The organism is Paenibacillus ginsengarvi (genome assembly GCF_003626695.1).
Lineage (GTDB): Bacteria > Bacillota > Bacilli > Paenibacillales > NBRC-103111 > Paenibacillus_AB > Paenibacillus_AB ginsengarvi.
Genome location: NZ_RBAH01000019.1, coordinates 1 through 26,296, shown reverse-complemented (window position 1 = coordinate 26,296; position 26,296 = coordinate 1). Strand labels below are relative to the sequence as shown.

Here is a 26,296-nt window from a genome sequence, read left to right as displayed (position 1 = left end):
AGTAAGGGACAAGCGAAAGGATGCGAAACGGATGATCGATGGGCGGCAGCTCGGGGGCAAAATAGCGGAATTGCGAAGAAGCAAGGGGATGACCCAGACGGAGCTGGCGGCGCAGCTGAATGTGACGCATCAGGCCGTGTCGAAGTGGGAGCGGGGCGAATCGCTGCCCGATCTGCCAACGTTCGCCCGGCTGTCCGTGCTGCTCGGCGTTCGGACCGATGAGCTGCTTGGGCTGGAGGCGTCTGAAAAAGGGGAGCATCAGTGCGATGCCGCGGGCAAGGAGAAGGTCGAATCGGCCGAATCGGAGACGGTCATTCCGCTTCCTGTAACACTGGAGGATCTCGACGCGGAAGAGTTATGGAGGGAAGTTACGGCGCATGCACGTAAGACGATATCGCTGCCAAGCTTCAACACGTGGATCAAAAATACTGAGGCTGTGATCGAGAACGGAGCGCTAGTCGTGTTTGGTGCTAGTCCGTTTCAACGAGATTGGCTGCGGGCCAGGTATCATAAGATGTTTGTGCAGCAACTGAAGCTTGTAACGGGATTGGATTGTATTCCGATCGAATACCGAAGTAGACAAACCGGTGCATCCGCAGGGTGGCAGGCTGGAAGCGAATAGCCAGCTCGCCTGCAGCCGTGAATTCCGCAAAATAAAAAGAAGCACGTATAAAACCATGCCCCATTAGCCCACCCTTAATGGAAGAAGGGAGGTGAACGGACATGGCCAAAGACGTACTTTGCGAAGTGAACTCCTGCAAATATTGGGCTAACGGCAACAAGTGCAACGCATCCTCGATTTATGTGGTCAGCCACCGCGGCGAACATGCGCGCAACTCGGAAGAAACCGACTGCAAAACGTTCGAATCGAAAATTTAATCGCTTTGATGAAAGAGGGGAGCTGCCATCTCCCCTCTTTCTCTTTTTATATTATGACCAATAATGATAATTATTATCACCGGAGTCATTCCATTTTATTTCAATCAAAAGCGGATTTCGATGCCTTTTTCCGCGGATTCGTAAATGCCGCAAAGAATTTTCATCATTTCTACGCCGTCTTCCACCGGGCTGAGCGTTTCGCGCTCGCCGAGGCAAACGCCGATAAAGTGGTCGATCTCGTCCTGAAACCCTTTGACGAAATCGAACGACAGGTTGTTGATTTGCGGCGTTACGTTCAGGATCGTATCGTATTTCTCCGTGACGATCGCCAGTTCCGGTTCTACCTCGAAGCCGCCTTTTTCCCCGAACAGCTTGACCGAGATTTCATCTTTCTTCGCATGCAGCGTAAAGCTGACGTCGACGAGCAGGGAAGCACCGTTCTCGAAGCGGATGACTGCGTTCGCGAGGTCCTCAACGTCGTTATGCTCGGCGTTGAAGTCGGCCGCTTTGTAGTAGGCCAGATTTTTCACGTTGGAGCGGTTGCCCAGCTTGCGATACGTATTGCCGCTGATGCTTTTCACCTTCGGACGGCCCATCAAATACCAGCAGAGATCGATCACGTGAACGCCCAGGTCGATGAGCGGTCCGCCGCCGGAGCGCTCGATATCGGAAAACCAGCCGCTCGGGTTGCCTAGTCTGCGGATGCACGTTGCTTTTGCGTAATAGATCTCGCCTACTTCGCCGTTATCGATATATTCCTTGACGATACGCGTGTTCGACGCGTACCGGCGTACGAAGCCGACTTGCAGCGTTTTGCCGCTTTTGCGCACCGCTTCTTCGACGGCATAAGCTTCCTCGACCGTTTTGCAGAGCGGCTTCTCGCACAGCACGTGCTTGCCTGCGTTCAGAGCGGCGATGCTGATCGGCGCGTGGCCGTTGTTCCACGTACATACGCTGATCGCGTCGATATTCGGGTCTTTCAGCAGCTCGTTGTAGTCGGTGTACACGTGCGGAATGTTGTATTTCTCCGCTTTGGCGCGTGCGCGCTCTTCATTCAGGTCGCAGATGGCGTACAGCTCGGCTTGCGGATTTTCCTTGTAGGAACGCAGATGGCTCTCGGAGATCGAGCCGGCGCCGACGACGGCGATTTTTACGATTTTGCTCACAGCTAACACCTCATTTTGGAGTTGTAATGGCATTCTTTCTTAAAATAGTACAGGTCACACCGGGCGAGTTACCGGCCAGGAAAGCTCGATGCCTTCGCGCGCAAGCAATTGCTGGAACTGCTCGAGCTCCGGCTTCGTGCCGCGCACGGCGCGCGGAGAAATGCCGCGTTCCAGACAGTAGGCGGCCAAATAACCGGCGGCTTCGCCAATGTTCCATTCGACCGGATGGAGCCGGTAGCAGCCGTTTGTAATGTGCGTTACGCCGAGGTTTTTGCAGGCCGGCAGCAAATTGTTCATGCGCACCGGAATGAGCGCCCCGAGCGGAATTTGGAACGGCAGCGACGAAATATCGATATAATGGCGGCCGGACGTGCTCGGATGCAGGTCGATCCGGTAGCAGCCAATTCCGACGGAGTCGTCAAACGTTTCGGCTTTGCCGTCGGGACGGCACGCGGTAGCCACATGCTGCTCAAGGACGGTAAATTCGGCTTTGATGCGGCGCGCTTCGCGAATGTACGGATACATCGCGAGACCGTCTTCGGTGCCGACGATGTCGGGACGCAGACGCAAGCCCGGATAGCCTTGTTTGCCGTCGGGACGCGGAGCTTCCGTTTGCAGCCAGTACAGCAGCGACAGGCTGAGCTGCCGAGCGCCCTCGAGATGCTTCGCGCGCTCTTCTTCGCTGACCTCGAATACCGGGCCGAGCCAGTAGTCGTTCTGCGGCCAGTTGACGAGCGTCGCATTGCCTGCGAACGTACCCGGCACGAAATGAGACTTCTCTACGATTTGCCGGTAATGGAACAGTGAATACCGGTCCGTTCCGGGGAACAGCTCGTACTGCACCGTTTCCAGCGTATGCGGACGAACGCCCGTCCAGCTGAGCAGCTTGTCCGGCCAGAAGTCGGCCTTGTAATCGCGCCAGAAGTCATACTGGGCCGGACGGTCGATCGTAAAGTCTTCGCCCTCGATGTAGTCCATCGCGAAGCAATGGGTGAAGCCCTGCATGTCGAGCGGGTCCGCTTCCCCTTCCAGCGCATGGGGCTCGCCGGTTTGCGCTTGCGATTCCGCGCCGGTCACATATTCGGTGCCGGTCATCGGCAGCATATCCCCGCATTCGGTTGCATCGAGGAAATAAGGCGCGGTCAGCGTAATGCGGTTGCCGGTGTCCCGGTTCAGCACGACGGCCGAGACGACGCGGTCGCCTTCGGTTTCCGCCGATTCGATGGCGTGGCGGGTCAATATGGTAAGCTTGCCGCTATGCACGAAGGGCGCCAGCATCTGAAGCAGCACGGCATGGGCGGTGCGGAACTCGTGGCACAGCCGGCTGACGCCGCCGCCGCCCGGGTTCAGCCGGTCATTGGCGCGGGCTTCCGGCGTAAGCGGGAAATGGTCGCGGTAATAGGCACGTACCCCGTTCCGGAACTGGCGGTAGCTGCGGGTGCTGCCGAACTGCTCGATCCAGGGATGCTCGTCGGGCGGAACGGCTTGGCTTGTGAGCTGGCCGCCGATCCAGTCGGTTTCCTCGGTCATAATAACGGAGCGTCCCATACGGGCTGCCGCCAGCGCTGCGGCGGTGCCTCCGGTGCCTCCTCCAATAATAACGATATCCGCGTGAAGATGACGATTCATCGGTTCGACTCCTTTTTTGCCGGTAATGTCATTTCCATGTCGATCTTCCGCCAAAGCGAATGGTACCCGCGATGGGAAAGGCATAGATAAGTTTATTGTATGAGAAACGAAGCGGCAATCCTATGCAATGCTATGACCTTTTTTGGTACTTTCGCCGTTTTTTTCGGCGGTGAAGAAGGGGATACCGTGGTGTGGCCAAGCAAAGGCGGCATTTTATTCCAAATTTGAGCTGATGCCAACTGTGGAGTGTCCTCATTCGGGAATGATGGGGCGATTTTCCGCCGGATCTGGCCGGCTGTCTGCGGATGCAGGTTTGAACCGAATCGTCGCTGCGATTGCGGTGCTTTTTTGGCGGATCGGACAATACATATATCGGTGTCGGTGTTCGGCATATTGCGAAAATTCATCTATACTGGGTTCATGAGCGGTTGGCGGGCCGGAAGTCCGGTTCGGTGCATGATTAGAGGAGGGAATGAGCGTGGAAGTATGCGGCATCGAACGTACGCGTCAGCTGCTTGTAGTCGAATCCCCGGACTACGTTTCGGTTCAAGCGCGGCTGACGATGTGGGAGAGGCAGGCGGAGACTGCCGATTGGCGATTGGCCGGAGACGTTCCGGCTGCGATCGGGCATAGCGGACTATCGCTGCTGAAACGGGAGGGAGACGGGAAAACGCCGGCCGGGCGTTTTCGGATGGGCACCGGCTTTGGCGCCGAGCCGAAGCCGGCCGGAGCGTGGCCGTATCGTCTCGCAAACGATCAGGATTATTGGGTGGATGATCCGCATTCGCCCGACTATAACCAATGGGTTCGTTTTGACGGCGATCCGGCCAAGCGCTGGTCATCGTTCGAGCGGCTGGCGATCCCGGTATATCGCAAAGCGGCGGTGATCCGGTACAACGAAGACCCTATCGTGCAAGGACGGGGGAGCGCTATTTTCTTTCATATATGGAGCTCCCCGTTCTCCGGCTCGGCCGGATGCGTGACGACCGCGGAAGAGCACGTGCTGCGCGTGCTGGAATGGATGACTCCGGGGGCGGAGCCGGTTATGGCGATCGGTACCCGTCAGGAGCTGGTGCGGCTCGCGCCGTTTGCCATTTCCTGAGCTGCTCGTTTATGGCGCCGTTCGCCTGAGCAAGATGCGCTCGTGGCTGGGGTAGGAGGAGGGGGGAGTGGCGGTAAGGGTGAGTGGTCGGGTCATTGTCACTATTCATCCTTTTCAGGTGATGGCTGCCTGCATTAGCGGAATTTATTTCCGTTAATGCATTATTTCCCGGGTATTTCCCGAAAATAAAGGAACTGTGTTCCGTTAAGAGCGCCCTATTCGGGCGAACGGCGCGACTTTATCGCAAATAACGGAATACAGTTCTTTTATTGCTAAATGTAGTTTGTTTTTCATGATGCTAACGGAAGTTTATTCCGTTAGTTTTTTTTCGTGCAGCCGCATTTGAAGGATCTGCGGTTCTGGACACGCTGCTTATATATGGAACAGGGGGGCATTCGGCTTTAGTCGGTATGACCGGATACGCTGCGATCCTGTAGCCGGTACGAGCAGGTCGGCCTCAACCAATTGGTACATCAACTCCCTTGCATGCCGATCGCTGATTTCGAGCTGTCGGCATACTTCCCCCGGCGAATCGGCCGTCCTGCATGAATGGCGAACCGGATAATTTCTCTTTGCTTAAGCGTCAACTTGGGGCTATTTCTTATGTCGTCCCCGAACCATTTCCCCAGAAGCTGCTGAATGAGCTGTTGGCAGCGGCGAGGTTTGTCCTGAATGTCGTCATAGGCGAAGCGGATGACTTTCCAGCCCTCGATGACGAGATGATTTTGCCGCCACAGCTGGTCCGCGAACTGCCAGCGGCTCGTATCCCGCAGATGAGGGCCGTAACCGTCCAACTCGAAGCAAACTTGAAACGGCTCACGAAGATAGGCAAAATCGAGAAAGCGCGTGCCGTCCTTGAAGTCATAAACCTCATATTCCGGGTGCAAATGGTCGAAATGGCCGACGGCCGGCCACCAGACGCTGCCGAGAAAAAGCTTCTCCGCATGGCCAAGTCCTTCTTGCAGCCTGCGCCCGCTTTCCCCCGATCGCTTCTCCTGATACCGCAGCAGAAAAGCGGTGTACGCAGTTTCGACCGTCAGCGGAATCAACTCCCTCTTTATGAAATAAAAAACACCGCATCGTCCCTAAGAGGGTCCGAGCGGTGTGTGCTTCACACGATTAACGTTTTGCTGTTGCAATGCACTCATCTTAATACAGAGAGTAGCCGTCCGCAAGAGGGAAGAGACAATTTATTAAAATTCCGGATTCCGCGACATGCGGATCATTTTCAGGACGTCAATCGGCTTGTCATTATGCTCGTTGAACAGCTGCCCTTTCTTGACGTGATCGATATAAAGGACACCGTCCAAATGGTCGATTTCATGCTGCAGGCAAACGGCGACATTGTCCGTTCCCTCCACGTACGTGACATTCCCCGCGCGATCCAGTGTCTTCACCTTGACGTACTGCGCGCGTTTCACAAAGCCGTAGACGCCGGGAATGGACAAGCAGCCTTCCGCTCCCGTCTGTTCGCCGGATCGCTCGACGATTACCGGATTAATAAGCTCGATCAGTCCGGTACCGTAATCGACGACCGCCACCCGTTTGGCGATGCCGATTTGCGGCGCAGCTAGTCCCGCCCGGTTTTCTCCCGAATGGATGGTATCCGCCAAATCGTTTAACAATTTGATCACGTTCGCCGTAACGGCGGGTACAGGCTTGCAAGACTGCCGCAAGACCGGATCTCCGATCTGACGGATCATACGCTCGGCCATCTGTTTTCACACTCCTTGATGTATGGTAATTCGAAAAGTCTCTTAATGGCAGCCCCCGCCCGCAGCTCGCTCGTTCACCCTAGCTCCCCCAAAAAGCGGTGAAGCAGCTGCTCGTTGCCTCCGACTAGCGTATATCGGTGTGTGTTGCGGTCGGGGTTCTCGAATACGCCTTCCTTGACCAGTACCTTGAATGTAACGTATACCGGCAGGCGCGGGGCGCGTTTGTACTCGCTTTTCTCCACGATCGTGTCGAGCTTGCCGCTTAGCACATCGGCCGTTTTCACATAACCGTTCGCCCGGATTTGTGCAAGAGCGGCAAGGGCCAGCTCTTTAAACAGCCAAACCGGAATAATATTCGAATAGGCCGTGCGTCCGCCTTCGGTTTGCACGCGGATTTTGTCCCCGATCTTCTCCCAGCGCGTGCGTGCGGTCACCGGCAATTGGTCGGTATCGTCTTCGGCAGCGGTGGGTTCGGAATCGTCCAGACCGTTCAAGCGATCCCATTCTTCCTTAAGCGCCATAATTTTGTGGGCAAACGTCCGGATTTGTTTGGCATAATCGGTCCGTTCCTGAATGCCCTGCCAATCGCGCCGTTTGGCGAGTTCCCCGATCTCGTCCGCGAGCTCCTCCTCGAAGGCGGCCATACCTTCGGACAATTCGTCAAGCGAAGAGCTTACCGCTGTAGGCTCCGGCATAAAATCATCTCCCGCATTCACTTTTGTGTTTTGATTATATAACTGTAACGATAAATAATCAATTATGTAATTGAAATTTGGTTACAAAAAACGTTTGCTTTTCGATATACGTTTGGTGCATAACCGCATATCAGCATTCGGCATTTCCGATGTCGCCCAACGGCCCATATACTGGAAACTGTAGGAGGCGAGCTTATGTGGCAAAAAATGATGATGAGAACCACGCGCGGCATATTCGAACTGTTTACCGCAGGGCAAGGCGACCCGGTTTGCGTGACACACTATTACAGCGCCTTTACGGAAAAAGGGAACACGTTCGCCGACCGGTTCGCAGCCGGCCGTCAAGTTTTTTTGGTCAATCTTAAGGGCTGCGGCCAGACGGACCGGGCGGCGGACGAGCACGATTTGAGTATGGAGGCGTCCGTCCACGATCTGGAGGCGATTCGGGAAGCGCTTGGGCTGCAAAGGTGGTCATTCGCGGGTCATTCGACGGGCGGTATGCTCGGGCTTCTATACGGAATCCTATATCCGGAGCGACTGATTAAGCTGGTCGTGGCAGGAGCGGCCGCTTCGTATGCGTATATGTCCGATCCGGACAGTATTTATTGCCGCGATCATCCGCAAAATGCTCGGCTCCGGCAGCTATTCGCCATTCTGCGCAGTCCGGAAACCAGTGCCGAAGCGAAAGGGGCCGCAGGCCGGGAGTGGGTGGAAATGTCGCTATACCGCCCGGACAAATGGGACGAATACTTTGCCAAGCCGAGCAGCGGAAAGGTTGTTCAGAGCAGGCTGGACTATTACAACCGTCACTTGTACGACTACGATATTCGCGAACGTTTGCCGGATATTCGCACGCCATCATTGATTTTATGCGGGAGGCACGATTCGCAATGCCCGGTTCGTTTCTCGGAAGAGCTGCACAGGCTTATTCCCGGTTCGGAGTTGACGGTATTCGAGGAAAGCAATCACTCCCCGCATACGGAGGAGCCCGACAAGTTCGTAGAGGTTATCGACCGGTTTTGGAGCGGGACTGGATTGGGGAAACGGTGAGTCATAGATAAAGTTGCTGCTGTATAAAAAAGGGCCTCGTCCTTCGCTGAACTGCGCCCCACCGGCGACATCTGTCGATGGGAGACGAAGTTCGAGCGAGGCCACGAGGCCCTCTCGCAAAAATCAGAATAACTGTCCATTAAAGCCGTCTGCGTCTGAACTTGGCGACAAACACACTGGCGAGCAGCAGCAGGACGAGCATCCCGGCAACCAGATACGCTTCCTTGAGATTGGCTTCCGTATTGACCTTCGACTGGTTTCCCATCCCGAACATACCGCCTGGTCCACCGCCCATGCCCCCTGGCGGCCCGCCCATGCCGCCTTGGCCAAACCCTCCGCCGCCGGGCCGCATCTGATCTTGACCACCGTTTTGGCCCTGCTGACCGTCGGGGGCCAGCTGCCCGTTCGGGACTTGCTGCCCGTTCGGGACTTGCTGCCCGTTGGGAGCCAGCTGCCCGTTCGGGACTTGCTGCCCGTTGGGAGCCTGCTGCCCGCTCGGGGCCTGCTGCCCGTTTTGGGCCTGCTGCCCGTTTTGGGCCTGCTGCCCGTTCGGGGCTTGCTGCCCGTTCGGAGCTTGCTGCCCGTTCGGCTGCTGCCCGTTCCCGCCTTCCGCGGCGGCGGTCCGGACGAAGCCGTTCTGCCCGGCCGGCGCTGCGATCGCCCCGGCTCCTGCGGGAGCGCCGCCGCCTCCTCCGCGTCCGCCTTGCCGGTTCCCGCCGAAGCCGCCTCCGTCACCCATGCCGCCGGGGCCGCCCATCCCGCTGCCGCTTCCGTTGCCGGAAGAGGGGAGCGTGCCGTCGAGCTGCTGCGCATAGTTGCTTACGCGGCTCGCATTGCCGGAAATCAGCTGCGTCAGCCCGCTTTTATACTGATCGTACGAGCTGAACGGCCGCGGGTCCTGCTCGACGTAACCGGAGATGAGCTCGTTCAACTGCTGCACGCGAGCCTCGAACCGGTCGTTCGATAAATAGTCTTCGATAGCGGTGCGAATCAGGCTGTGGTAAAGCTCCTTGTAAGCATCCACCTCAAGCAGTTTGGCGATTAACGGCCGCTCGGCGACCGCTCCCTGTGTCGGTTCGTCGATCAGCAGGGACGAATTGCCGAGGCCGCCGAACGCCATGTTGTAATCCCACGGCAGCACCGAGAACACGCCTTTATTTTCGTACAAATAGTAGTTCTGCTTGTTTGAGCCCAGATAGCTGTCCGTATTTTGCGTAACGACGTTCAGGGCTACGTATTTGAGCGCTTCCTCCACATCCAGTACCTTTTCGTAATCGGTGCCGTTATTCAGCTCATCCAGCATGCTCAGTAAAATGTCATCGTTTGAGCTCTTCGACTTCTGCACGAGGGCCGGATAAGAGTCTAGGTCATTATCTCTCCATATTAGGTCGCCGCCATTGCCGTTCATTTCGGCTTTGTACAGCGCTCCGTAAGAATTGCCGAAGTGGCGCTGAAGATAAGAATCCCCGATCTGCTCGACGGCCAAATAAAAGCCCCACAGCTCGCCGTTTACGTACACATTCACGTAGGAAACTCCCGGTGTGGGAAGTCCCATCTCGGCGGCCAGCTCATACGTCAAAAACTCGCGCATATACGTAGGGTCGCTGTAATTGTTGTTCAAGTTGATTTTGCTAATGCCGTAAAACGTTTGGTTCGTTAAATATTCATCGAAGGAAAGCTTGAAGCTATACCGGTCCGAGTCCGAATTCACGACGCTCCGCAGGCTGAGGTTGCCCTTCGCACGGATGCCGATATTATCGAAATGAACGCCGTTATAATCGACCGAAGCGGTTTTCATTTCCTCTGCGGAAGCATTGTCCAGCATATCCTGAAAATCTTGCGGATCGATGGTGACTTTTACATCGACCACCTTATCTTTCGGAAACACGTACTGCTGGATATAGGAAGCCTGTTCCGCCCCCGCCGAAGATTGCGCCGCGCTCGCCGTTCTGTCCTGCGTCCCGGAGAGCGACTTGCCCGTAAAACCGATCAGCAGCATTACGATGCAGAGGAACGACAAGAGCGGCAGAGCGGCCCTGGACTTTAACATCATCATCACCACCCGTGTTTAAGCTGTATAGTCGCCGCTGTAGCTGATGAGCACGGCGTTCCGGACGCCAGCCAGCTCGGAAATCCGGTTCACGAAGGAGCCTTCGCGGTCTTTCAGGCGAATTTCCATCGTCAGCTCGGTGTTGCCGTGCTTGACCGTTTTTTGTTTGACGTTGTAACGTTTGACGAGGCCGTTCAGCGTACGGTGCACTTCCTGCTCGCTATCGTCGCCGTCGCAGTTCACGACCAGCAGATAAGGAGTTTCCGCGGCCATGCTTTTAATAAACAGAACGAGCACGAGACCTACGACGATCGAACCAATAATAGCGAGCGTGTAAAAGCCCGCACCGGTCACAATGCCGGCTACCGCCGACCAGAACAGAAAGATCAGATCGGTCGGGTCCTTGATCGGCGTCCGGAAGCGGACGATCGACAGCGCGCCGACCATGCCGAGGGACAGGACAAGGTTGGAGTTAATGGCGATAATGACCACGGCGGTGACCATCGTCATGCCGATCAGCGAAACGTTAAAGCTTTTGGAATACAAAACGCCGCTAAAAATGCGTTTGTACAAAATGTAAATGAACAGTCCGATAAAAAAAGCTACGCCGAGCGTGATGAGTATTTTCCAAACGCTAATGTCCGAAGAGAAGTTTTCCAGTACGGACTTTTTGACGATATCCGAGAAATTCGTTGTCGTCGTATTGTTAACCGCATTAGTTTCCATATTAATAATCCTCCCAGCCGTTTTCTTTCAAAAATTTGCGGCAAATGACGTACTTGGAAGCCGACTGCCGAATGAGGCCTTCATGCTGAATCGCGGCCTTGATATATTCGGGAATATACTCGTCGAACTTAACCTCAAAAATGAACATGCCATTCTCGAGCGCCTGGACGGTTTCGAGCCGTTTGTTAAATAAATCCGTGGAATGAAGCCCGGTTCTCAAATCTTTGTCAAACGTGATTCGGACATTGCCGTTAGCGCATACGAACGGCTCGCGCACATAATCGACGATGACCTTCGGCCTCAGCAGCTGATGCATCGCCTGATCGTATACTTCCTTCAGCAGAGGCTTCTCCGGCACATTCAGCACCTCATAGTCACCCGCCATGATCGATTCGAACATGTCCCTCGTCAGCGGCTCCTTCAACTTGGCGATGTAGTCGTGCCGCTTGATCTTTTTCTCCAAGTGAATGACGCCATCCTCAAGGTTGTAGATCCGGATGCGGTATTTGGCCCGGTCCCGGATGCCGCCGAGCTTCTCGTGGAGCGCCGTGTTGCGGATATCGTCGAAGTACAGGCTGCGGATATGATAGTCGCCTGCCGGGCCCGCATGCTGATCGGTGTCCACAAGCTCCTGCAGCCGGTGCCGGATCAAATGATACTGATGATAATTGACGAAAAACTTCAGCTCGTTGCGAAATTTCAGCTTGGAAGGGCTGGGAGTCATCTCGCTCTCCTCCTCTATGATCATGTTTTTCGGATGTGTGCAAGGATCTCGGCTCTGCCGGTGTGCTGCTGAAACCCATTGTAGCGGCTAGAGCTGAATGTGCCCTGAACGCACGCTAAGAGGAAGCTGAATATTTACAATTTATTAATAAATGACGTTTGGAGAACATAGGGGTAAGGGATGCAAAATTGGATGAAAGCGATTTATTACGGTACAATGAGGAAGCAAAACGGCAAGTTTCGAGCAAGTCCCATACTCCTTGCAAGCCGTTCTTCGGCATAAACCGAGGAAGCGGCATCACGTATAGAGATAACGGATTAACACTTGGAAGGAAGGCGGAGGCATGGTGGAATTCGAATATTTGCTCCGGGTCATACTGGCCGGCATTTGCGGGGCACTAATCGGATACGAACGTAAAAGCCGCATGAAGGAAGCGGGGATACGGACTCATTTTGTCGTAGCCGTCGGAGCGGCGCTTATGGTCGTCATATCAAAATACGGATTTCGCGATCAGAGCGGCTGGGAGAGCTTGGCGTTCGATCCTTCGCGGATTGCCGCACAGGTTGTCAGCGGCGTCGGCTTTTTGGGCGCCGGGATGATTTTCATGCAGAAGCAGACGGTACGAGGCTTGACGACCGCGGCCGGCATATGGACGACGGCCGGTATCGGGATGGCAATCGGAGCGGGCTTGTACGAGGTCGGAGGCGGCGTGACCGTGCTTGTGCTGGTGGCACAGAAGCTGCTGCACGGCAAGATGATGAAGTGGTTGTCGGCCCCGAGGACGGATACGCTCACGATGCGGGTGGCCAGCGAGCCGGCTGCGCTGGACCGCATTTTGCAAGTGCTTAGCGAGAAAGACGTCTCGGTTCTGAGCTACCATGTCGAGCAAGCGGCGGACGACCATGCCGTGCTTCAGGTGGAGATGAATCTCAAATTTGCGGGAGGCGGGAAGACGGAGCAGTTGATGCCGATCATTCAGCAGCTTCCGTTTATTTTGTCGGTTGAGGCGGCGCCGGGCTCGGCATAAAGGGAAGCGGGAGATTTGGGGCAAGGAATCCATATACAGCAAAAAACGGAGACGCCCAGGCGTCTCCGTTGTATATTCCCATAACACGACATCTTGAAATAGAGAGTGTCCCATGATAAAATGGAAACTGATTCTCGCTCAAGAATAATGACTTATCATCATGAATTCCCAATATAATAATAGCACAAGGGAACGGTGGTTGTCAAACTGATTTTTGAGCAAAAATAAGGACGAAAGGGAGCGGTGGCATGAGCGCGGAGCAAAGTCGTTCGGAGGAGCAGATCAGAGTAACCCGGATTACAGGCATCATCGAGAAGCGGATCGAGCAGTTAGAAGAACAGACCGGTGATCTGAAATCGGATATCGTAAACATCCGCAAAACGTACTGGGATGACGTTACCGTCAATATGGAAGATATGGAAGAATTGGCGGAATCGTATGCCAGCATGAAGCAGCAGGCGGAAGTGCTGTCGGAGCGGGAGCGCGTCCATCGCGTCGCCGCCGCCCAGCTCAAAGCGCTGAAACGGCTGAGGCAGACACCGTATTTCGGCCGGATCGATTTTGTGGAACAGGGCGAGCGCAGTGCAGAGAAGATATATATCGGAACTAGCTCTCTGGTGGACGACAGCGGGCTGGAGTTTCTCATTTACGATTGGCGGGCACCGGTTTCGAGTCTGTATTACGATTATGGACCGGGCACGGCTAAGTATGAAACGCCTGGGGGCACGATCGAAGGCGAAATGACGCTGAAGCGGCAGTTCATCATACGGGACGGCCATATTCGCAGCCTGTTCGACACCGGCGTCACGATCGGCGACGAGCTGCTCCAGGAAGTGCTCGGCAAGCAGTCCGATGCGCAGATGCGGAGCATCGTGGCGACCATTCAGCGCGAGCAAAACCGGATCATCCGCAACGAAAGCGCGCGTCTGCTTATCGTGCTGGGAGCGGCGGGAAGCGGTAAAACGTCGGCTGCGCTTCAGCGCGTCGCTTATCTGTTATACCGATACCGGGAAACGCTCAAAGCCGATCAGATCGTGCTCTTCTCGCCCAATCCGATGTTTAACAGCTACGTATCGACGGTGCTGCCGGAGCTTGGAGAAGAAAATATGCAGCAGACGACGTTCCAGCAGTATATCGATCACCGGCTCGGACGATCGTTTCAGGTGGAAGATCCGTTCGAGCAGATGGAATATACGCTCAGCGCCGCGGAGGAGCCGGAGTATGAAGCACGCATGCAGGCGATCCGCTACAAGGCTTCGGCTGCCTACATGCGGCTGCTCGACCGGTATGCGGTTTATTTGGCGCAGGAAGGCGTGTTGTTCCGCGATGTGATGTTCCGCGGCGAGGTACTCGTTCCGGCCGAACGTTTGCGGGAGCAGTTTTACGGGGCAAACATGGCCTATACGCTGCCGAACCGGATGCAAGCTTTGTCGGAATGGCTGCTCAAGGAGTTGACCCGGCTCGCCAAGCTGGAGCGCCGCAAGCCCTGGGTCGATGACGAGATCGAGCTGCTTGACAAGGAAGCGTATATGCAGGCGTTTGAACAATTGCAGAAAAAACGGCAATTTTCCGAGAACACCTTCGACGACTATGCGAGGGAGCACGATCAGCTTGCTTTCATGGTCGTTCAGGAGCAGTTCAAGCCGCTGCGCCGGGCGGCGAAGCGATTTGCCTTTATCGATCTTCCCGGCATATACCGGCAGCTGTTCGCAGAGCGCGATTTCGCGCGTTCGCTTGCTCCCGAAGAGGCGCTTCCCCCGCTGTGGAGCGACATTTGCGCCTTGACGACACAAAGGCTGGATCGCAGAGAACTGAGCTGCGAAGACGCAGGACCGTACCTCAACGTGATGGAGCGGCTCGAAGGGTTTCAGACAAATTCGGCGGTCCGCCACGTATTCATCGACGAGGCGCAGGATTATTCGGCCTTCCAGTTCGCGATGCTGCGGCGGCTGTTCCCCCGGGCGAGGATGACCGTTCTGGGCGATCTCAATCAGGCGATTTACGCGCATGCCCATGGAGAAGACAGTTTTGCCGAGCTGCGAAGACTGTTCGGCGAAGAAGAGAAGGAGCAATTCGCGCTGACCCGAAGCTACCGCTCCACGCGCGAAATTGTCGAGTTTACGCGCCAGCTTGTGGCGGGCGGCGAAGCGATCGAGCTGTTCAATCGCGGCGGGAGCAAACCGATCGTTGTGGCAGCCGCTGACAAGAAGGCGCTGCAGAGCGCCGTTCTGGAGCGTATACAGCGTATGCAGGCGGAAGGACACCGCTCGATTGCGGTCATTTGCAAAACGGCGGAGGAAAGCCGGGAAGCGCACGAAGCGCTGCAAGCCTCGCTGCCGATCAAGCTGATCGGAACCGGCTCCGCTTCCTTCGAGCAAGGTCTTGTCGTCATTCCTTCGTATTTGGCCAAAGGGGTGGAGTTCGACGGAGTCGTGCTGTACGACGCCTCCTCGGCACGCTACGGCCGGGAAAGCGAGCGAAAGCTGTTTTACACCGCATGCACGCGGGCGATGCACGAGCTGCATATTTGCTATATGGGCGAGCCGACGCCATTTCTTCAAGGCGTATCCCCCGATTCGTACGAGACGGAATCGGCAATCGGAGTGTAAGGCTGCGCTGCGGGCAGAGGGCATGGCGTATCCCCGGTCAAAGCTGGTACAATAAGGACGAGAAAACGATGGGAGAAGCCGCTTATTTAGACGGCAAAGCGTTCCGGCTCCCGAAGTCTTTCAGGTGCCGGTTTTGACACAAGGGATGCGGATACGGAACAGCTTCTACGCACGTCTTTCGCGGCTTCGAGAGGGGATAACGGCCGATGATCAAATGGGATGGGCATTCGCACACGAAATTTTGCAAGCACGGGCATCCGGACGAACTGGAGCGCTACCTCGACCGGGCTGTGCTGCTCGGGTTCGAGCGCTACTCCGTGACCGAGCATCCGCCGCTGCCGGAGAAGCTCGTCGACGATGCGCAATTGATGGCGGAGCTGGCGATGGACGAGAGCGAAATGCCGGCGTATTTCGACTACGTCAGCGAGAACAAGAAACGTTACGAGGGCCGTCTCGAAGTCACGATCGGCCTGGAAATTGACTATTTGCATGAAAACTTCGCCTTTACCGAGCGGATCGTAGAGCCGTGGGCGGACGTTCTCGAAGATTGCGTCGTCTCGGTTCATTACTTGCCGGGCCGAGGTGGGATGCGCTGCATCGACTACAAGCCGGACGATTTCCGGACGAATCTGCTGAGCTACTACGGGACGATGGAGAAAGTAGTCGGCGAATATTTCGACCATGTCGAGCTGGCGATCGAAAGCGCGGCCCGGCTGCCGGGGCGCAAACGGCTCGGGCATATCGGCTTGATCGAGAAGTTCCGGCACGCGCTGCCGCCGGTCGACGAAGGGCAAATACGCGAAAGGCTGGAGCGCGTCCTGCCGCTGCTTGCGGCAACGGGCACCGGCATCGATGTCAATACGGCGGGACTACGCGTCGCCACGTGCGAGAAGCCTTATGTGCCGGAATGGTTCATTCGCGCTTGTACGGCGAAAGGGATCGAGTGCGTGTACGGCTCCGATTCGCACAAGCCGGAGCAGGTCGGCTTCGGCTGGGACAATTTCGAGCGGGCGATGCAAGGCGGCTGACGGGCTGTTCCCCGGCAAAAAGGAAAGCGAAAAAGCCGTCGCCCAGCGATGCGGTCACAAAGACGCATGGCTGGCACGGCTTTTTTGCGCTGCATCTGCGGCGCGGTATCCGAAGCCGCTTTAATCCCGAGCGCCTAGCAGGGCGCGGGCTTTTTCCGCGATGTCGCGAACGATCTGCGCAGCGGGCGTGTCCCGGGTGAGCAGCCGCACTGCTTGTCCGCTCCACAGCGACATGTAATCGGCCCGTCCTTGCTTCGCCGCCTCTTGCCGCAGCGGGCCGGTGGCGCTGTTCTGGCTCGGGAACGGCAGCGGCTCGATGCCCGCCCGCTCCGCTTCCTGGATGAAGCGATTGCGCAGCCCCCGGGCCGGCCGGCCCGAAAACCAGCGGGTGACGACGGTGTCGTCCTCCGCGCTCGCCAGCAGCGCCTCCTTGTAGGCGGCATGGGCGCCGGACTCGGCCGCGGTCAGGAACCGCGTGCCGAGCTGCGCCCCTTGCGCCCCCAGGAGCAGCGCTGCCGCAAGGCCGCGGCCGTCCATCACGCCTCCGGCGGCGGCGACGGGCACTTTCGCCTGGTCCGCAATTTGCGGAACCAGCGAAAACGTGCCCACGAGGGCCCCGGTCGTGCCGTTCGATGTCGAACGTGCCCCGGTGGCCCCCGGCGTCGCTGCCCTGGGCGATCAGGACGTCCGCGCCCGCGGCTTCGGCGAGCTGCGCTTCCTCCACCGTCGTCACCATCGTCGTGACGAGCCGGCCCGCTTCGCGCGCCGCGCGCCCGAGCGGCTCCGGGAGCGGGCCGAACGCCGTGCTGAGGACGGGGACGTCCTCCTCCAGCAGCACGGCGAACTGCCGCTCCAGGCGATCGGGCGTGCGCGGCGGCTCCGCCCCGGCCCGGGCAGGCACGCCAAGCTCCGCGCCGAGCCGGTCGAGCACCGGCTGCACCTCGGCGTAGCGCGAATAATCGTCGCGCATGGACAGCGTGAACAAATTGACGCTGAACGGCTTCGCCGTCAGGCGCCGGATCGTGCGCACCGCTTCGCGGATCGCCTCAGGCTCCATATAGGCTGCGCCGAGCGTGCCGAGACCGCCCGCTTCGGAGACGGCGGCTACGAGCTGCGGCGTTGTCGGGCCTCCGGCCATGCCGGCCTGAATGATCGGCAGCTCTATGCCGAGCAGCTTGCACAGCGGTGTAGATAACGGATCACGGGACATGTTTGGAAAACCTCCTTAATGGCGGTTTGCGTCCGAAGACGAGTTGACACTGCGTTTCTATTCCCATTATACTGGGAGCAAGCCGCCGCACCAAAAAAGGACGGCCGAATCGAACGAAAGGGCAAGGTACACTGTGCTATGGATTATGTATCCGTATCGTAAGGCAGCGCATTTGATTGTTACAATGATAAATCAAATTCGATTGACCCGGATATAGGATACGTCTGTCCATTTACGCCAAGTGCCGTCCTTTAACATGATGCCGCTGCCGCCCTAGGCGGGAGCTTCGGTTTGCGTTTGCTTTACGGGTGACGCCCGGCTTGCCGCGGAAATTTTTTTCGCAGTTTAAAGCTCGGTTTTTCACGTCTGCAAATCGATATAGGGTATCGGTGTGTTTGGGCTGCGTCGTTACGGCGCGAAAAATAATGGAACGAACGATCCTCTCCGGGTTACGGGGAGGTTTTTTTGTATGTTAAGACTGGAAGCGAATCAGGTGGAACGGCGGATCGGCGACCGGCTGCTGTTCCGGATTGCCGGCGTGCTGCGACTGTATGAAGGAGAACGGGTCGGACTTGTCGGCGTGAACGGCGCGGGCAAATCGACGCTGCTGTCCGTGTTGGCAGGACTGGAGGAGCCGGACGGCGGGACGGTAGCGAGGCACGGCAGTGTGGCGGTCGTTCGGCAGCTGGATGAAGCGGGGGAGCGGGCTGGCACGGGGCCAAGCGAGGAGAGCCTTGCTGGAGGAGAGACGGAAGCGCCGGAGGGTGAGCCTTCGCGGCCGGCCGAATATGCGACGATGAGTGGAGGCGAGCGGACCCGGTGGAAATGGCGGCAAGCGATGCGAAAGCGGGCGGCTCTGCTGTTCGCCGACGAGCCGACGAGCCATCTCGATACGGAAGGCGCGGCGGAGGTGGAGGAAGAGCTGCGGACTTACGAGGGGACCGTGCTGCTCATCTCGCACGACCGGATGCTGCTGGATCGGGTATGCACCCGCATTCTCGAGCTGGAGGACGGCGAGGTGCGCGAGTATAGCGGCAATTTCTCCGAATACCGGCGGCAGAAGGAGTTGCGACGCGAACGGGCTTTGTTCGAATACGAGCAGTACGACAAAGAGAGGAAACGACTCGAACGGGCGGCCGTAGAAAAAGCGGAGAGCGCGAAGGGGATGAAGAGGGAGAAGACCGGCAAGACGAACACGGAGGCGAGACTCGGAAAAGACCAGTTCAACCGGCGGAAATCGAAAGTGGAGAAGACGGCCCAGGCGATCCGCAAACGAATCGAGCAGCTCGAGGTAAAGGAAAAGCCGAAATCGCAGGAGCAGCCGGTATTCGATATCCGCTACCATAAACCGATTCATGCCAAGGAAGCGATCCGGCTCGAACGCGTGACCCGCTCTTTCGGAGCTAGGATGCTGTTCCGGCCTTTCTCGTGCGGCATTACTCCGGGCATGCGGCTGGGAATCGTAGGTCCGAACGGCTCCGGCAAAACGACGCTGCTGCAAACAATTGTTCGCGGAGAAGCTGGGGTCTGGACGTCCGCCGCGAGTCAAATCGGCTATTTCGATCAGCGGCTGGAAGGGCTGGACGAAGAGCGGACGGTTCTGGGGCAGGTGGCCGAATCGAGCGACTATCCGGAAACGAGCATCCGTACCGCGCTTGCCCGCTTGCTCATGAAGAGGGACGACGTGTTTAAGCCGGTTTCGGTCCTGAGCGGGGGCGAAAAGGTGAAGGCGGCGCTCGCCAAGTTGTTTATGGCCGACTGCAACGTACTGCTGCTCGACGAACCGACGAATTATCTCGATATTTTCGCCAGAGCGAAGCTGGCGGAGGTGCTGCGGGAATACCCGGGAACGATTTTGTTTTGCTCCCACGACCGTTTTTTCCTGGATGAGGTCGCTACGCATCTGCTCGTAATCGAGAACGGGGAATGGACGTTCGAAATCGGCGGCTACTCCGAATACCGGGAGCGCAAGAAGAAGCGGCACTGCTTGGAAATGCCGCCTGAAGGCGATGCGGAGGCCGAGAAGGAGAAGCTTGCCGAACTCGTTCCTGCGGTCGAGTATCGGGAGCGTCTGACTCCGGCGGAACGGGAGGCCGAAACGATGAGACTAGAGCTGGAGCTGACCGGATTGCTCGGGCGTTTGGCGGCCCCTGGTAAACACGAATCGAAGCCCGAGCTCGAAGCGGCATATAACGAGTGTCTCGGCCGGCTGAAACAGCTCAAGCAGCGCTAACGATCGATGAGTCCGAATCGAATTTCATCCGTATAGCATACTAGCTATAGGGATAGGAGTGAAACGGTTATGAATGGTCCACGGGATGGGCGGGAAGGCTTAGGGAGCGAAACCGGCCCGTCCGGCGCCGTAAGCTATAAGGAACGATCGAAGGCCGAGCTGGAGCGGGAGCTGGAAATGGTAATTCGCTGGGAGCAGGAGCAGAAGGATATATGGTTTTGGGAGAAGCTCGGCCGAATTCCGTTTCTGCTGCTCGACAAGCTGACGCCCAAGGCGATACGAAATAAGATTGGCCAGGCGATCGATGAACTCGGCGGTTATGTGCAAACCGGGGGGCGTTATCTCCTTTCCGAGAAGCAGGTGCTGGAGTCGCTGGGGCGGGCCGCGCGGGAGCGAGGCTACGAAGGGACGGTCCTAACATCCGTACGGGCGGCGGGGGAATTGCCGCTTGAGGTGATGGACCTGACGGCCGATCGTCTGGCGGAAAGCCGCAAAACGCTAGCTGCCGTTCAGGGCGCGACGACCGGCTTCGGCGGTTTGTTTACGCTGGCGATCGATATTCCGGCCCTGCTTGGATTATCGCTCAAGGTGCTTCAGGAGATCGCCATCTGCTACGGCTTCGATCCGAACGATCCGCAGGAGCGCATTTTTATCGTCAAATGCTTGCAGTTCAGCTCTTCCGATATCGTCGGCAAACGGGCGGTTCTGGAAGACCTCGCCTCGGCAGCGACTGGCGGCGGGCGGCAGGATAAGGAGCTAGCCTCCCAATTGCAGGGCTGGAGGGAAGTGGTCGCCACATATCGCGACAATTTCGGCTGGAAAAAGCTGTTCCAGCTCGTCCCGGTCGCAGGCATGCTGTTCGGCGCGCTGCTGAACAAAAGCACGGTTGGCGACGTGGCGGAGGCCGGCAAAATGATGTACCGGAAACGGGCGATCATCCGGAAGCTGCGGGAAGCGGACGCCTAGAACAACAAATCTAAATCCAAAACAAATGCCCGAGCGGCGTTGGTTTTGGATTTTTTTTGAAATTATATATTGACTCGATATATATCGAAATGATATATTGGCAACAGAGGACGAAATGGGAAAGTAAGGAAGGTGAAAGGTGTGACCAGTCAGGACGTGATTCTCGGTTTGCTGATGACGCAAAATTTTTCCGGATACGATATCAAGATGCGATTTGAGAAGTTGTTCTCTTATTTTTTCGATGCCAGCTACGGGACGATTTACCCGACGCTTGCAAAGATGGAGAAGGAAGGCCTGATTACGAAGCAAATGTTGGCGCAGGAAGGCCGCCCGAACAAAAACGTATACTCCATCACGGACAAAGGCCGGGAAGCTTTCGGGGATTATATGCACAGCGAGATCCAGAAGGATGCGATCAAGTCGGATTATTTGACCCGCTTGTTTTTCGGCGAGCTGGCGGAACCGGAGCTGCTGGAAAGCTGGCTGAGGCTGGGCATCGCGCATATGGAAGAGGAACTGGTGAGAATGACAGCGGACTATGCGAGGTGGGAATCGGGAATGTCGCTGTCGCAGCGAATATGCATGGAGATCGGGATGGCCGGCAATAAGGCGAAGTTGGACGTTTTGCTTGCCGGTCTGGAGCGCCTTCGGGAGCGGAACGGATAACGCGGCTTGGCACGCTATTCTATTACGAAACGAACCGGGAGTGGTAGCGATGGGGAAAGAGAAGACCGGACTGGTCGTGCTGGCGATGGCGCTTGGTTTGCTGATGGCATCGCTGGACAATACGATCACGTCTGCGGCAATTAATCCGATTTTGAAAGACATCGGCGGCTTCGACAAAATGACGTGGGTGTTTACGGCCTACATGCTCGCTTCGACGAGCACGATGCTTATTTTCGGCAAAATGTCCGATCTGTTCGGGCGCAAGCTATTTTATATGATCGGTATTTCGATTTTCCTGATCGGGTCGGCACTTTGCGGCGTGGCTGGCAGCATGGAGCAGTTGATCGCTTTTCGCGTTGTGCAAGGGATCGGCTCCGGGGCCATCTTTCCGATCAGCTTTACGATCATCTTCTCCCTGTTTACCGATCCGAAGATGGCTGCCAAGCTTTCCGGCGTATTCGCCGGCATTTTCGGCCTATCCTCGGTTGCCGGGCCGCAGCTCGGCACGTGGATTTCCGACCATATCGGCTGGCGCTGGTGCTTTTACGTGAATGTACCGATCGGCTTGCTTTCTTTTATCGTATTGTTGCTTGCTCTTAAGGAATCCCGCTCCGATCGTAAGCCGGTCATCGATTACTTGGGTACGCTGCTGCTAGTCGTATGCACGGTTTCGTTCATGCTCGCTCTGGAGTGGGCCGGCCGGGAATACGCTTGGAGCTCTTGGCCTATCGTTGGTTTGTTCGTGACGGCGGTAGTCACCTGTTTCTTGTTCCTCATCGTGGAACGCAGGGCGGTGGAGCCCGTGCTGCCGCTGCATCTGTTCCGCAACCGAATGGTGCTAGGCACGAGTTTGGCGGTGCTTTGTCAAGGGGCGATCATGTTCTCGGCGATTACGTATTTGCCTATACTTTCGGTAGCCGTGCTTGGCCGCGCCAGCTCGAACGGCCTGCTTACGCCGATGATGTTCTCGCTAATGGTTGGGGCGGTATCCTTCGGCATGCTGCAAGCGAAGTTCGCCTTCCGCCCGCTTATGGCCGTATCGATGGGATCGGCGATCGTGATCACGTTTCTGCTCAGCTCGGTCGGTACGGCAACGTCTCCGTGGATGATTACGCTGATTATGGTGCTGCTCGGGTTTGCAGCGATCGGTCCGCTCATGAGCGTTTCGCAAAATGCGATCGCGGCCAGCGTAGAGAAGCGTTATATCGGCATCAGCTCCTCGATCGTAGGCTTTTGGCGCAATATCGACGGGGTGCTGGGCGCTTCCTTGATGGCAACGGCCGTCAACGGCAACCTGCGCCATCTGATTGAAGCGGGCGCCGACAGCCGCCACATTCCGGCGGATCAGATCGGGACGCTGGCCAATCCGGAACTGCTCGTTCGGGGGAGCTCCATTCTCTCGCCGCAAATTCGCGATTTTTTGCGGGAATCGCTGGGCACGGCGATTAATCACGGCTTTTGGCTAGCCATCGGCTTTGCGGTTCTTGGGCTTCTTGCGGCGATTTACTCCGGCCCTGGACGATATAAGCGGCCTGCGGAAGCTACGGCGGCGAAGACTGCACCTGGAGCTGCGGTATAATGGCAAGAACGAACCCCTGGAGGCCTATAAGCCTTCAGGGGTTTTCGCGTTAATTCATATGGCTCGCAATAGCAAGCAGGTCCTCTTTCGACACGGAAGAAGATTCTGTGGTCAGCTCCACCTTGATCGTACTGCCGCCTGCGCTCTCGGCCCACATCAGCATTTGCATCTGGCCGTTTTTACTGAAGAAATGGTTCGGGCTGTACGTGTATATCGCGTCGCTGCCGTTAACCTGAAGCTTCTCGGCAGCTGTGCCGCCTCCGGCCTTGACGTCCATGACCACATTCGTTCCTTCGGGAATCGTCATCCAACTGACCGTGACTTCCTCGCCTGTTTTAGTTTTCAGGACCAGGTTCGGCACGTAAACCCCAGAGAAGGACGCCAGCGGTTCTTTTTCAACTTTGACCCAAGCGACGGGTTCGCCGCTTTTTCCGGCTTCTTTTTGAAGTGTGCGACCATACTTGTCGATCCATTCGGAAGTGACGCCTTCGATTGGAAGCTGCGTCCGCCCGCCGGCGATCGTGAACCCCTCGGGCAACAGCGTCGGCATCTTCCAGGCGCTATCGAAGCCAGCTTTCTTTTTCCACTCGGCGAGGTCTGTATAGAGGTGGGGATTAGACAGGCTGATCATGGCGGGCAGCTTCTCCCGATCCAGCAGGCGAACGAAGGCGAATGCTTTTTCATCCTCGCCCAGAGACCCTCTAACGCGGTCCAGCGCTTTGTAAATCTCCGTTCCCGTTGTGTGCTTGAGCTGAATGGACGGATCGACGTTCATTTCATAGCGCAGATTGTTCGTCTTCGTCACATACAGAGCGGTTGAGGCGTACGCGACGCCGCTGAATAAGGAAATACTGAGTGCAACAATCGCTACGCGTTTGCCGAACGCGCTTTTTAAACGGCCATTATTCCTTTTGTTCCCGTTTGCCCAGGAATCGAACAGTCGGGCCGCACGAGCATCAAGACTTGCAGGGGGAGTGACTTTCTCGGCGTGTCTGCGGAAAGCGATGTGTAAGTCGTTATCGTTCTGCATGGATGGAATCCTCCTTGGCGAATGGGCTCTGCCGCACATGAAGACGGAGTTTTTTCAAGGCCAGATGATGCCGGGACTTTACGGTTCCGACCGGTATTTGCAAAATGCCGGCTATTTCCTCCAGAGAGCAGTTCTGATAGTATCGCAGCACGATGACCGCTTTAAGCTTGAAGGGCAGGTTTTCGACGGATGCCCACAGCTCGTCCGAGCTCTCGCTTTGCAGCACCTCGTCGGCGGCGTCCGCTTCTATTTCTTCGCGATGCATCGATTTGTTTCGTTCGAACAAGCGGAATAGGCGCCACATCTTTCGGTTCCAATTGCGGGCTTGCCGGACGGCGATGCCGTTTAGCCAGAAGACGAAGCTTTGTTCCGCGCGGTACCCGGGCAAACAGCGGAGCAGCTCCGCGTAAACCTCGCTGACGACGTCTGCCGTATCCTGCTTCTGATTCAATAGAAAATAGACGGTCCGGTACGTTTGATCGCGGGTAGCCCCATACAGCAAGGCGAATGATTCGCGGTCTCCGTCTCGCAAACGTTGCAGCAGCTCATTTGTAATTGGTAGTTGCACAGGGGCCGGCCTCCTTCACTCTATATTGGTTCTGCGCGTTTCAAAGGTTCACCGATTTTATGGAAAAATTGGGCGCGTGTCCGCAATATGTATTGCACAGGCTGAAAGCATGGGTTAAGCTAGATTTTAGATGGAATCCCGTTTCTAAACCGACCGGGATAGGCGGATTTTTCGCGCACAGATATGGACAAAACCTAGATGAGAGAGACGAGTGATAGCGATGAATGGCGGACTTGTAGCGATGAAGGCAATTTTGGATCAATTGAAGCCGTCGGAACGAAAAGCGGCGGACTATATATTGGAGCATCCGAAGGATGTCGTCAAGCTGTCCGTACAGAAACTAGCGGAGTACAGCGGCGTTTCCGAAGCGACGATTATCCGGCTGACGAAAACGATGAATATGAAAGGCTTCCAGGAGCTGAAGCTGCGCATTGCCGGAGACCTCAGCTCGAATATTCCGACCGGAGTATACGAAGAAATCAAAATGGGGGCATCCGTCGAGGAAATTATTCAGGCGGTCAGCAACAATAACAAGCAATCGATTCAGGATACGATATCGGTTCTTTCGTTCGAAGAGGTGGAGCGTGCGGCGGAAGCTTTGGCCAAGGCCCGCAAAATCGACGTATACGGCATGGGGGCGTCGGCCGTCATTGCGCAGGATATTCACCAGAAGCTGAACCGGATCAACTGGTGGTGTCAGGCGTATGCCGATTTTCATGCTCAGCTTACGTCGGCCGTAACGCTTACCGATCGCGATGTAGCCTTCGGCATCTCGTATTCGGGGCAAACGAACGAGATTATCGAATCGCTATCGGAAGCGAAGAAACAAGGGGCCACGATCATTACGCTGACGAAGTTCGGGTCGTCTCCGGTTGCCGATCTCGGCGATATTCGTCTGTTTACAAGCTCGGTGGAGCAAAGCATCCGAAGCGGGGCGATGGCTTCCAGAATCGCGCAGCTTAACGTGGTCGACATTCTGTTCATTACGATTGCCAGCCGTCAGCAGGACAAGGTGATTCCGCTTCTGGATAAGACGAGGGTAGCCGTCGGACAGCGCACGAAACGCACTTAATGTATTCCTGGAAATACCAGTTGTAAATCAAAAATAAACGTGGTATATTATTCATCGTTGTCTTTTCGAAAACAAATTGTGTATAAGAATCTGTTCCTGCTGGTAAGCCATTACCCTGGACTGGAGAAAAATACGAGTTGCATTTTGAATAACAATATGATAAGATGTGGTTCCATCGCCCGGATTGATAAGATTCGGTAAAGGTGGTCACGAAAAAAAGTGTTGCAATGCAGAATGAGAATGTGGTATAGTAATTCTCGCTGTCGCAACAAAATGAAATGAATGCTCTTTGAAAACTGCACAACGAGTGAAAAGCAAAAGCTAGTAAAGTAATGAGCTATCAGCTTATCTGATAAGGTTTCACCTTTTTGGAGAGTTTGATCCTGGCTCAGGACGAACGCTGGCGGCGTGCCTAATACATGCAAGTCGAGCGAATCCTTCGGGATTAGCGGCGGACGGGTGAGTAACACGTAGGCAACCTGCCCGTAAGTCTGGGATAACTATCGGAAACGATAGCTAATACCGGATACGAAGAGAGAACGCATGTTCTCTTTTGGAAAGGCGGAGCAATC

The 26,296-nt window shown here is 56.2% G+C and carries 24 protein-coding genes, 1 rRNA gene and 1 pseudogene; 14 read left to right on the top strand and 12 right to left on the bottom strand.

Features of this window, described 5'->3' with window-relative positions:
• The first annotated feature begins 31 nt into the window (after positions 1 to 31).
• On the top strand, positions 32 to 622 hold the full coding sequence (locus D7M11_RS23085) for a helix-turn-helix domain-containing protein (RefSeq protein ID WP_120749634.1): 591 nt from the start codon (positions 32 to 34) through the stop codon (positions 620 to 622).
• 101 nt (positions 623 to 723) lie between these two features.
• On the top strand, positions 724 to 879 hold the full coding sequence (locus D7M11_RS23080) for a DUF1540 domain-containing protein (RefSeq protein ID WP_120749633.1): 156 nt from the start codon (positions 724 to 726) through the stop codon (positions 877 to 879).
• Between the two features lie 104 nt (positions 880 to 983).
• Here the strand turns inward: D7M11_RS23080 and D7M11_RS23075 are convergent, their stop codons facing one another.
• Both D7M11_RS23075 and D7M11_RS23070 read right to left on the bottom strand, forming a co-directional pair.
• The gene (locus D7M11_RS23075) at positions 984 to 2,045 is read right to left on the bottom strand and encodes a Gfo/Idh/MocA family protein (protein WP_120749632.1); all 1,062 of its coding nucleotides are present in this window, start codon (positions 2,043 to 2,045) and stop codon (positions 984 to 986) included.
• A 54-nt stretch (positions 2,046 to 2,099) separates the two neighbouring features.
• Positions 2,100 to 3,674 (bottom strand): FAD-dependent oxidoreductase, encoded by a 1,575-nt coding sequence (locus D7M11_RS23070; protein WP_120749631.1) that lies wholly within the window; start codon positions 3,672 to 3,674, stop codon positions 2,100 to 2,102.
• Positions 3,675 to 3,773: 99 nt separating this feature from the next.
• Between D7M11_RS23070 and D7M11_RS37795 the strand changes: the two genes are divergently transcribed.
• Together D7M11_RS37795 and D7M11_RS23065 are read left to right on the top strand one after the other, a co-directional pair.
• Positions 3,774 to 3,902, top strand: coding sequence for a hypothetical protein (locus D7M11_RS37795; RefSeq protein ID WP_275671730.1), 129 nt, complete (start codon positions 3,774 to 3,776; stop codon positions 3,900 to 3,902).
• A gap of 244 nt (positions 3,903 to 4,146) precedes the next feature.
• Positions 4,147 to 4,776, top strand: a complete 630-nt coding sequence (locus D7M11_RS23065; protein ID WP_120749630.1) for a L,D-transpeptidase family protein — start codon at positions 4,147 to 4,149, stop codon at positions 4,774 to 4,776.
• Positions 4,777 to 5,249: 473 nt separating this feature from the next.
• Here D7M11_RS23065 and D7M11_RS23060 read toward each other — a convergent pair whose 3' ends face one another.
• The 3 genes from D7M11_RS23060 to D7M11_RS23050 form a co-directional block, all read right to left on the bottom strand.
• A complete protein-coding gene (locus D7M11_RS23060) occupies positions 5,250 to 5,825 on the bottom strand; it encodes a DNA-binding response regulator (RefSeq protein WP_240041267.1) in 576 nt (191 codons plus the stop codon).
• Positions 5,826 to 5,969: 144 nt separating this feature from the next.
• Positions 5,970 to 6,491 carry a peptide deformylase gene (gene def, locus D7M11_RS23055; protein WP_120749629.1) on the bottom strand — a complete coding sequence of 174 codons (522 nt, stop codon included), beginning with the start codon at positions 6,489 to 6,491 and terminating at the stop codon, positions 5,970 to 5,972.
• Positions 6,492 to 6,565: 74 nt separating this feature from the next.
• The gene (locus D7M11_RS23050) at positions 6,566 to 7,186 is read right to left on the bottom strand and encodes a hypothetical protein (protein ID WP_120749628.1); all 621 of its coding nucleotides are present in this window, start codon (positions 7,184 to 7,186) and stop codon (positions 6,566 to 6,568) included.
• Positions 7,187 to 7,381: 195 nt separating this feature from the next.
• Here D7M11_RS23050 and D7M11_RS23045 point away from each other — a divergent pair, with 195 nt between their 5' ends.
• The gene (locus D7M11_RS23045) at positions 7,382 to 8,236 is read left to right on the top strand and encodes an alpha/beta fold hydrolase (protein WP_120749627.1); all 855 of its coding nucleotides are present in this window, start codon (positions 7,382 to 7,384) and stop codon (positions 8,234 to 8,236) included.
• 139 nt (positions 8,237 to 8,375) lie between these two features.
• On the opposite strand, the gene D7M11_RS23040 is transcribed toward D7M11_RS23045, so the two are convergent.
• Genes D7M11_RS23040 through D7M11_RS23030 form a run of 3 tightly spaced genes read right to left on the bottom strand, consistent with a single transcriptional unit; the run spans position 8,376 to position 11,736 of the window.
• Positions 8,376 to 10,286 carry a CotH kinase family protein gene (locus tag D7M11_RS23040; RefSeq protein ID WP_120749626.1) on the bottom strand — a complete coding sequence of 637 codons (1,911 nt, stop codon included), beginning with the start codon at positions 10,284 to 10,286 and terminating at the stop codon, positions 8,376 to 8,378.
• Positions 10,287 to 10,304: 18 nt separating this feature from the next.
• On the bottom strand, positions 10,305 to 11,012 hold the full coding sequence (locus D7M11_RS23035) for a DUF4956 domain-containing protein (protein WP_120749625.1): 708 nt from the start codon (positions 11,010 to 11,012) through the stop codon (positions 10,305 to 10,307).
• 1 nt (position 11,013) lies between these two features.
• On the bottom strand, positions 11,014 to 11,736 hold the full coding sequence (locus D7M11_RS23030) for a polyphosphate polymerase domain-containing protein (protein WP_120749624.1): 723 nt from the start codon (positions 11,734 to 11,736) through the stop codon (positions 11,014 to 11,016).
• A gap of 343 nt (positions 11,737 to 12,079) precedes the next feature.
• Here D7M11_RS23030 and D7M11_RS23025 point away from each other — a divergent pair, with 343 nt between their 5' ends.
• The 3 genes from D7M11_RS23025 to hisJ all read left to right on the top strand — a co-directional run bounded on the left by D7M11_RS23025 (position 12,080) and on the right by hisJ (position 16,400).
• Entirely contained in the window at positions 12,080 to 12,763 is a 684-nt protein-coding gene (locus D7M11_RS23025; protein WP_120749623.1) for an MgtC/SapB family protein, read from the top strand.
• 248 nt (positions 12,764 to 13,011) lie between these two features.
• Positions 13,012 to 15,372, top strand: a complete 2,361-nt coding sequence (gene helD, locus D7M11_RS23020; RefSeq protein ID WP_120749622.1) for an RNA polymerase recycling motor HelD — start codon at positions 13,012 to 13,014, stop codon at positions 15,370 to 15,372.
• A 206-nt stretch (positions 15,373 to 15,578) separates the two neighbouring features.
• Entirely contained in the window at positions 15,579 to 16,400 is an 822-nt protein-coding gene (gene hisJ / locus D7M11_RS23015; protein ID WP_120749621.1) for a histidinol-phosphatase HisJ, read from the top strand.
• A gap of 120 nt (positions 16,401 to 16,520) precedes the next feature.
• On the opposite strand, the gene D7M11_RS37945 is transcribed toward hisJ, so the two are convergent.
• Complete coding sequence (locus tag D7M11_RS37945; protein ID WP_338042514.1) at positions 16,521 to 17,009, bottom strand: NAD(P)H-dependent flavin oxidoreductase; 489 nt, start codon at positions 17,007 to 17,009, stop codon at positions 16,521 to 16,523.
• A 91-nt stretch (positions 17,010 to 17,100) separates the two neighbouring features.
• Positions 17,101 to 17,538, bottom strand: a pseudogene (locus tag D7M11_RS37940) (nitronate monooxygenase); the annotation flags it as partial.
• 541 nt (positions 17,539 to 18,079) lie between these two features.
• Between D7M11_RS37940 and abc-f the strand changes: the two are divergent.
• The 4 genes from abc-f to D7M11_RS22990 all read left to right on the top strand — a co-directional run bounded on the left by abc-f (position 18,080) and on the right by D7M11_RS22990 (position 23,054).
• The gene (abc-f, locus tag D7M11_RS23005; protein ID WP_120749620.1) at positions 18,080 to 19,843 is read left to right on the top strand and encodes a ribosomal protection-like ABC-F family protein; all 1,764 of its coding nucleotides are present in this window, start codon (positions 18,080 to 18,082) and stop codon (positions 19,841 to 19,843) included.
• 69 nt (positions 19,844 to 19,912) lie between these two features.
• Positions 19,913 to 20,809 (top strand): EcsC family protein, encoded by an 897-nt coding sequence (locus tag D7M11_RS23000; protein ID WP_120749619.1) that lies wholly within the window; start codon positions 19,913 to 19,915, stop codon positions 20,807 to 20,809.
• A 141-nt stretch (positions 20,810 to 20,950) separates the two neighbouring features.
• Positions 20,951 to 21,475, top strand: coding sequence for a PadR family transcriptional regulator (locus D7M11_RS22995; protein ID WP_120749618.1), 525 nt, complete (start codon positions 20,951 to 20,953; stop codon positions 21,473 to 21,475).
• Between the two features lie 49 nt (positions 21,476 to 21,524).
• The gene (locus D7M11_RS22990) at positions 21,525 to 23,054 is read left to right on the top strand and encodes an MFS transporter (RefSeq protein ID WP_120749617.1); all 1,530 of its coding nucleotides are present in this window, start codon (positions 21,525 to 21,527) and stop codon (positions 23,052 to 23,054) included.
• A 49-nt stretch (positions 23,055 to 23,103) separates the two neighbouring features.
• On the opposite strand, the gene D7M11_RS22985 is transcribed toward D7M11_RS22990, so the two are convergent.
• Positions 23,104 to 24,084, bottom strand: a complete 981-nt coding sequence (locus tag D7M11_RS22985) for a hypothetical protein (protein WP_120749616.1) — start codon at positions 24,082 to 24,084, stop codon at positions 23,104 to 23,106.
• On the bottom strand, positions 24,071 to 24,652 hold the full coding sequence (locus tag D7M11_RS22980; protein WP_120749615.1) for a sigma-70 family RNA polymerase sigma factor: 582 nt from the start codon (positions 24,650 to 24,652) through the stop codon (positions 24,071 to 24,073). Before D7M11_RS22980 ends, D7M11_RS22985 begins: the two co-directional genes overlap by 14 nt.
• Positions 24,653 to 24,872: 220 nt before the next feature.
• Here D7M11_RS22980 and D7M11_RS22975 point away from each other — a divergent pair, with 220 nt between their 5' ends.
• Entirely contained in the window at positions 24,873 to 25,724 is an 852-nt protein-coding gene (locus D7M11_RS22975) for a MurR/RpiR family transcriptional regulator (RefSeq protein ID WP_240041274.1), read from the top strand.
• A 365-nt stretch (positions 25,725 to 26,089) separates the two neighbouring features.
• Positions 26,090 to 26,296 (top strand): 16S ribosomal RNA (locus tag D7M11_RS22970); the annotation flags it as partial.

Coding starts and splice junctions, on each gene's coding strand:
- D7M11_RS23085 (WP_120749634.1), top strand. CDS start 32: ATGATCGATGGGCGGCAGCTCGGGGGCAAAATAGCGGAATTGCGAAGA.
- D7M11_RS23080 (WP_120749633.1), top strand. CDS start 724: ATGGCCAAAGACGTACTTTGCGAAGTGAACTCCTGCAAATATTGGGCT.
- D7M11_RS23070 (WP_120749631.1), bottom strand. CDS start 3,674: ATGAATCGTCATCTTCACGCGGATATCGTTATTATTGGAGGAGGCACC.
- D7M11_RS37795 (WP_275671730.1), top strand. CDS start 3,774: ATGAGAAACGAAGCGGCAATCCTATGCAATGCTATGACCTTTTTTGGT.
- D7M11_RS23065 (WP_120749630.1), top strand. CDS start 4,147: ATGAGCGTGGAAGTATGCGGCATCGAACGTACGCGTCAGCTGCTTGTA.
- def (WP_120749629.1), bottom strand. CDS start 6,491: ATGGCCGAGCGTATGATCCGTCAGATCGGAGATCCGGTCTTGCGGCAG.
- D7M11_RS23050 (WP_120749628.1), bottom strand. CDS start 7,186: ATGCCGGAGCCTACAGCGGTAAGCTCTTCGCTTGACGAATTGTCCGAA.
- D7M11_RS23045 (WP_120749627.1), top strand. CDS start 7,382: ATGTGGCAAAAAATGATGATGAGAACCACGCGCGGCATATTCGAACTG.
- D7M11_RS23040 (WP_120749626.1), bottom strand. CDS start 10,286: ATGTTAAAGTCCAGGGCCGCTCTGCCGCTCTTGTCGTTCCTCTGCATC.
- D7M11_RS23035 (WP_120749625.1), bottom strand. CDS start 11,012: ATGGAAACTAATGCGGTTAACAATACGACGACAACGAATTTCTCGGAT.
- D7M11_RS23030 (WP_120749624.1), bottom strand. CDS start 11,736: ATGACTCCCAGCCCTTCCAAGCTGAAATTTCGCAACGAGCTGAAGTTT.
- D7M11_RS23025 (WP_120749623.1), top strand. CDS start 12,080: ATGGTGGAATTCGAATATTTGCTCCGGGTCATACTGGCCGGCATTTGC.
- helD (WP_120749622.1), top strand. CDS start 13,012: ATGAGCGCGGAGCAAAGTCGTTCGGAGGAGCAGATCAGAGTAACCCGG.
- hisJ (WP_120749621.1), top strand. CDS start 15,579: ATGATCAAATGGGATGGGCATTCGCACACGAAATTTTGCAAGCACGGG.
- abc-f (WP_120749620.1), top strand. CDS start 18,080: ATGTTAAGACTGGAAGCGAATCAGGTGGAACGGCGGATCGGCGACCGG.
- D7M11_RS23000 (WP_120749619.1), top strand. CDS start 19,913: ATGAATGGTCCACGGGATGGGCGGGAAGGCTTAGGGAGCGAAACCGGC.
- D7M11_RS22990 (WP_120749617.1), top strand. CDS start 21,525: ATGGGGAAAGAGAAGACCGGACTGGTCGTGCTGGCGATGGCGCTTGGT.
- D7M11_RS22985 (WP_120749616.1), bottom strand. CDS start 24,084: ATGCAGAACGATAACGACTTACACATCGCTTTCCGCAGACACGCCGAG.
- D7M11_RS22975 (WP_240041274.1), top strand. CDS start 24,873: ATGAATGGCGGACTTGTAGCGATGAAGGCAATTTTGGATCAATTGAAG.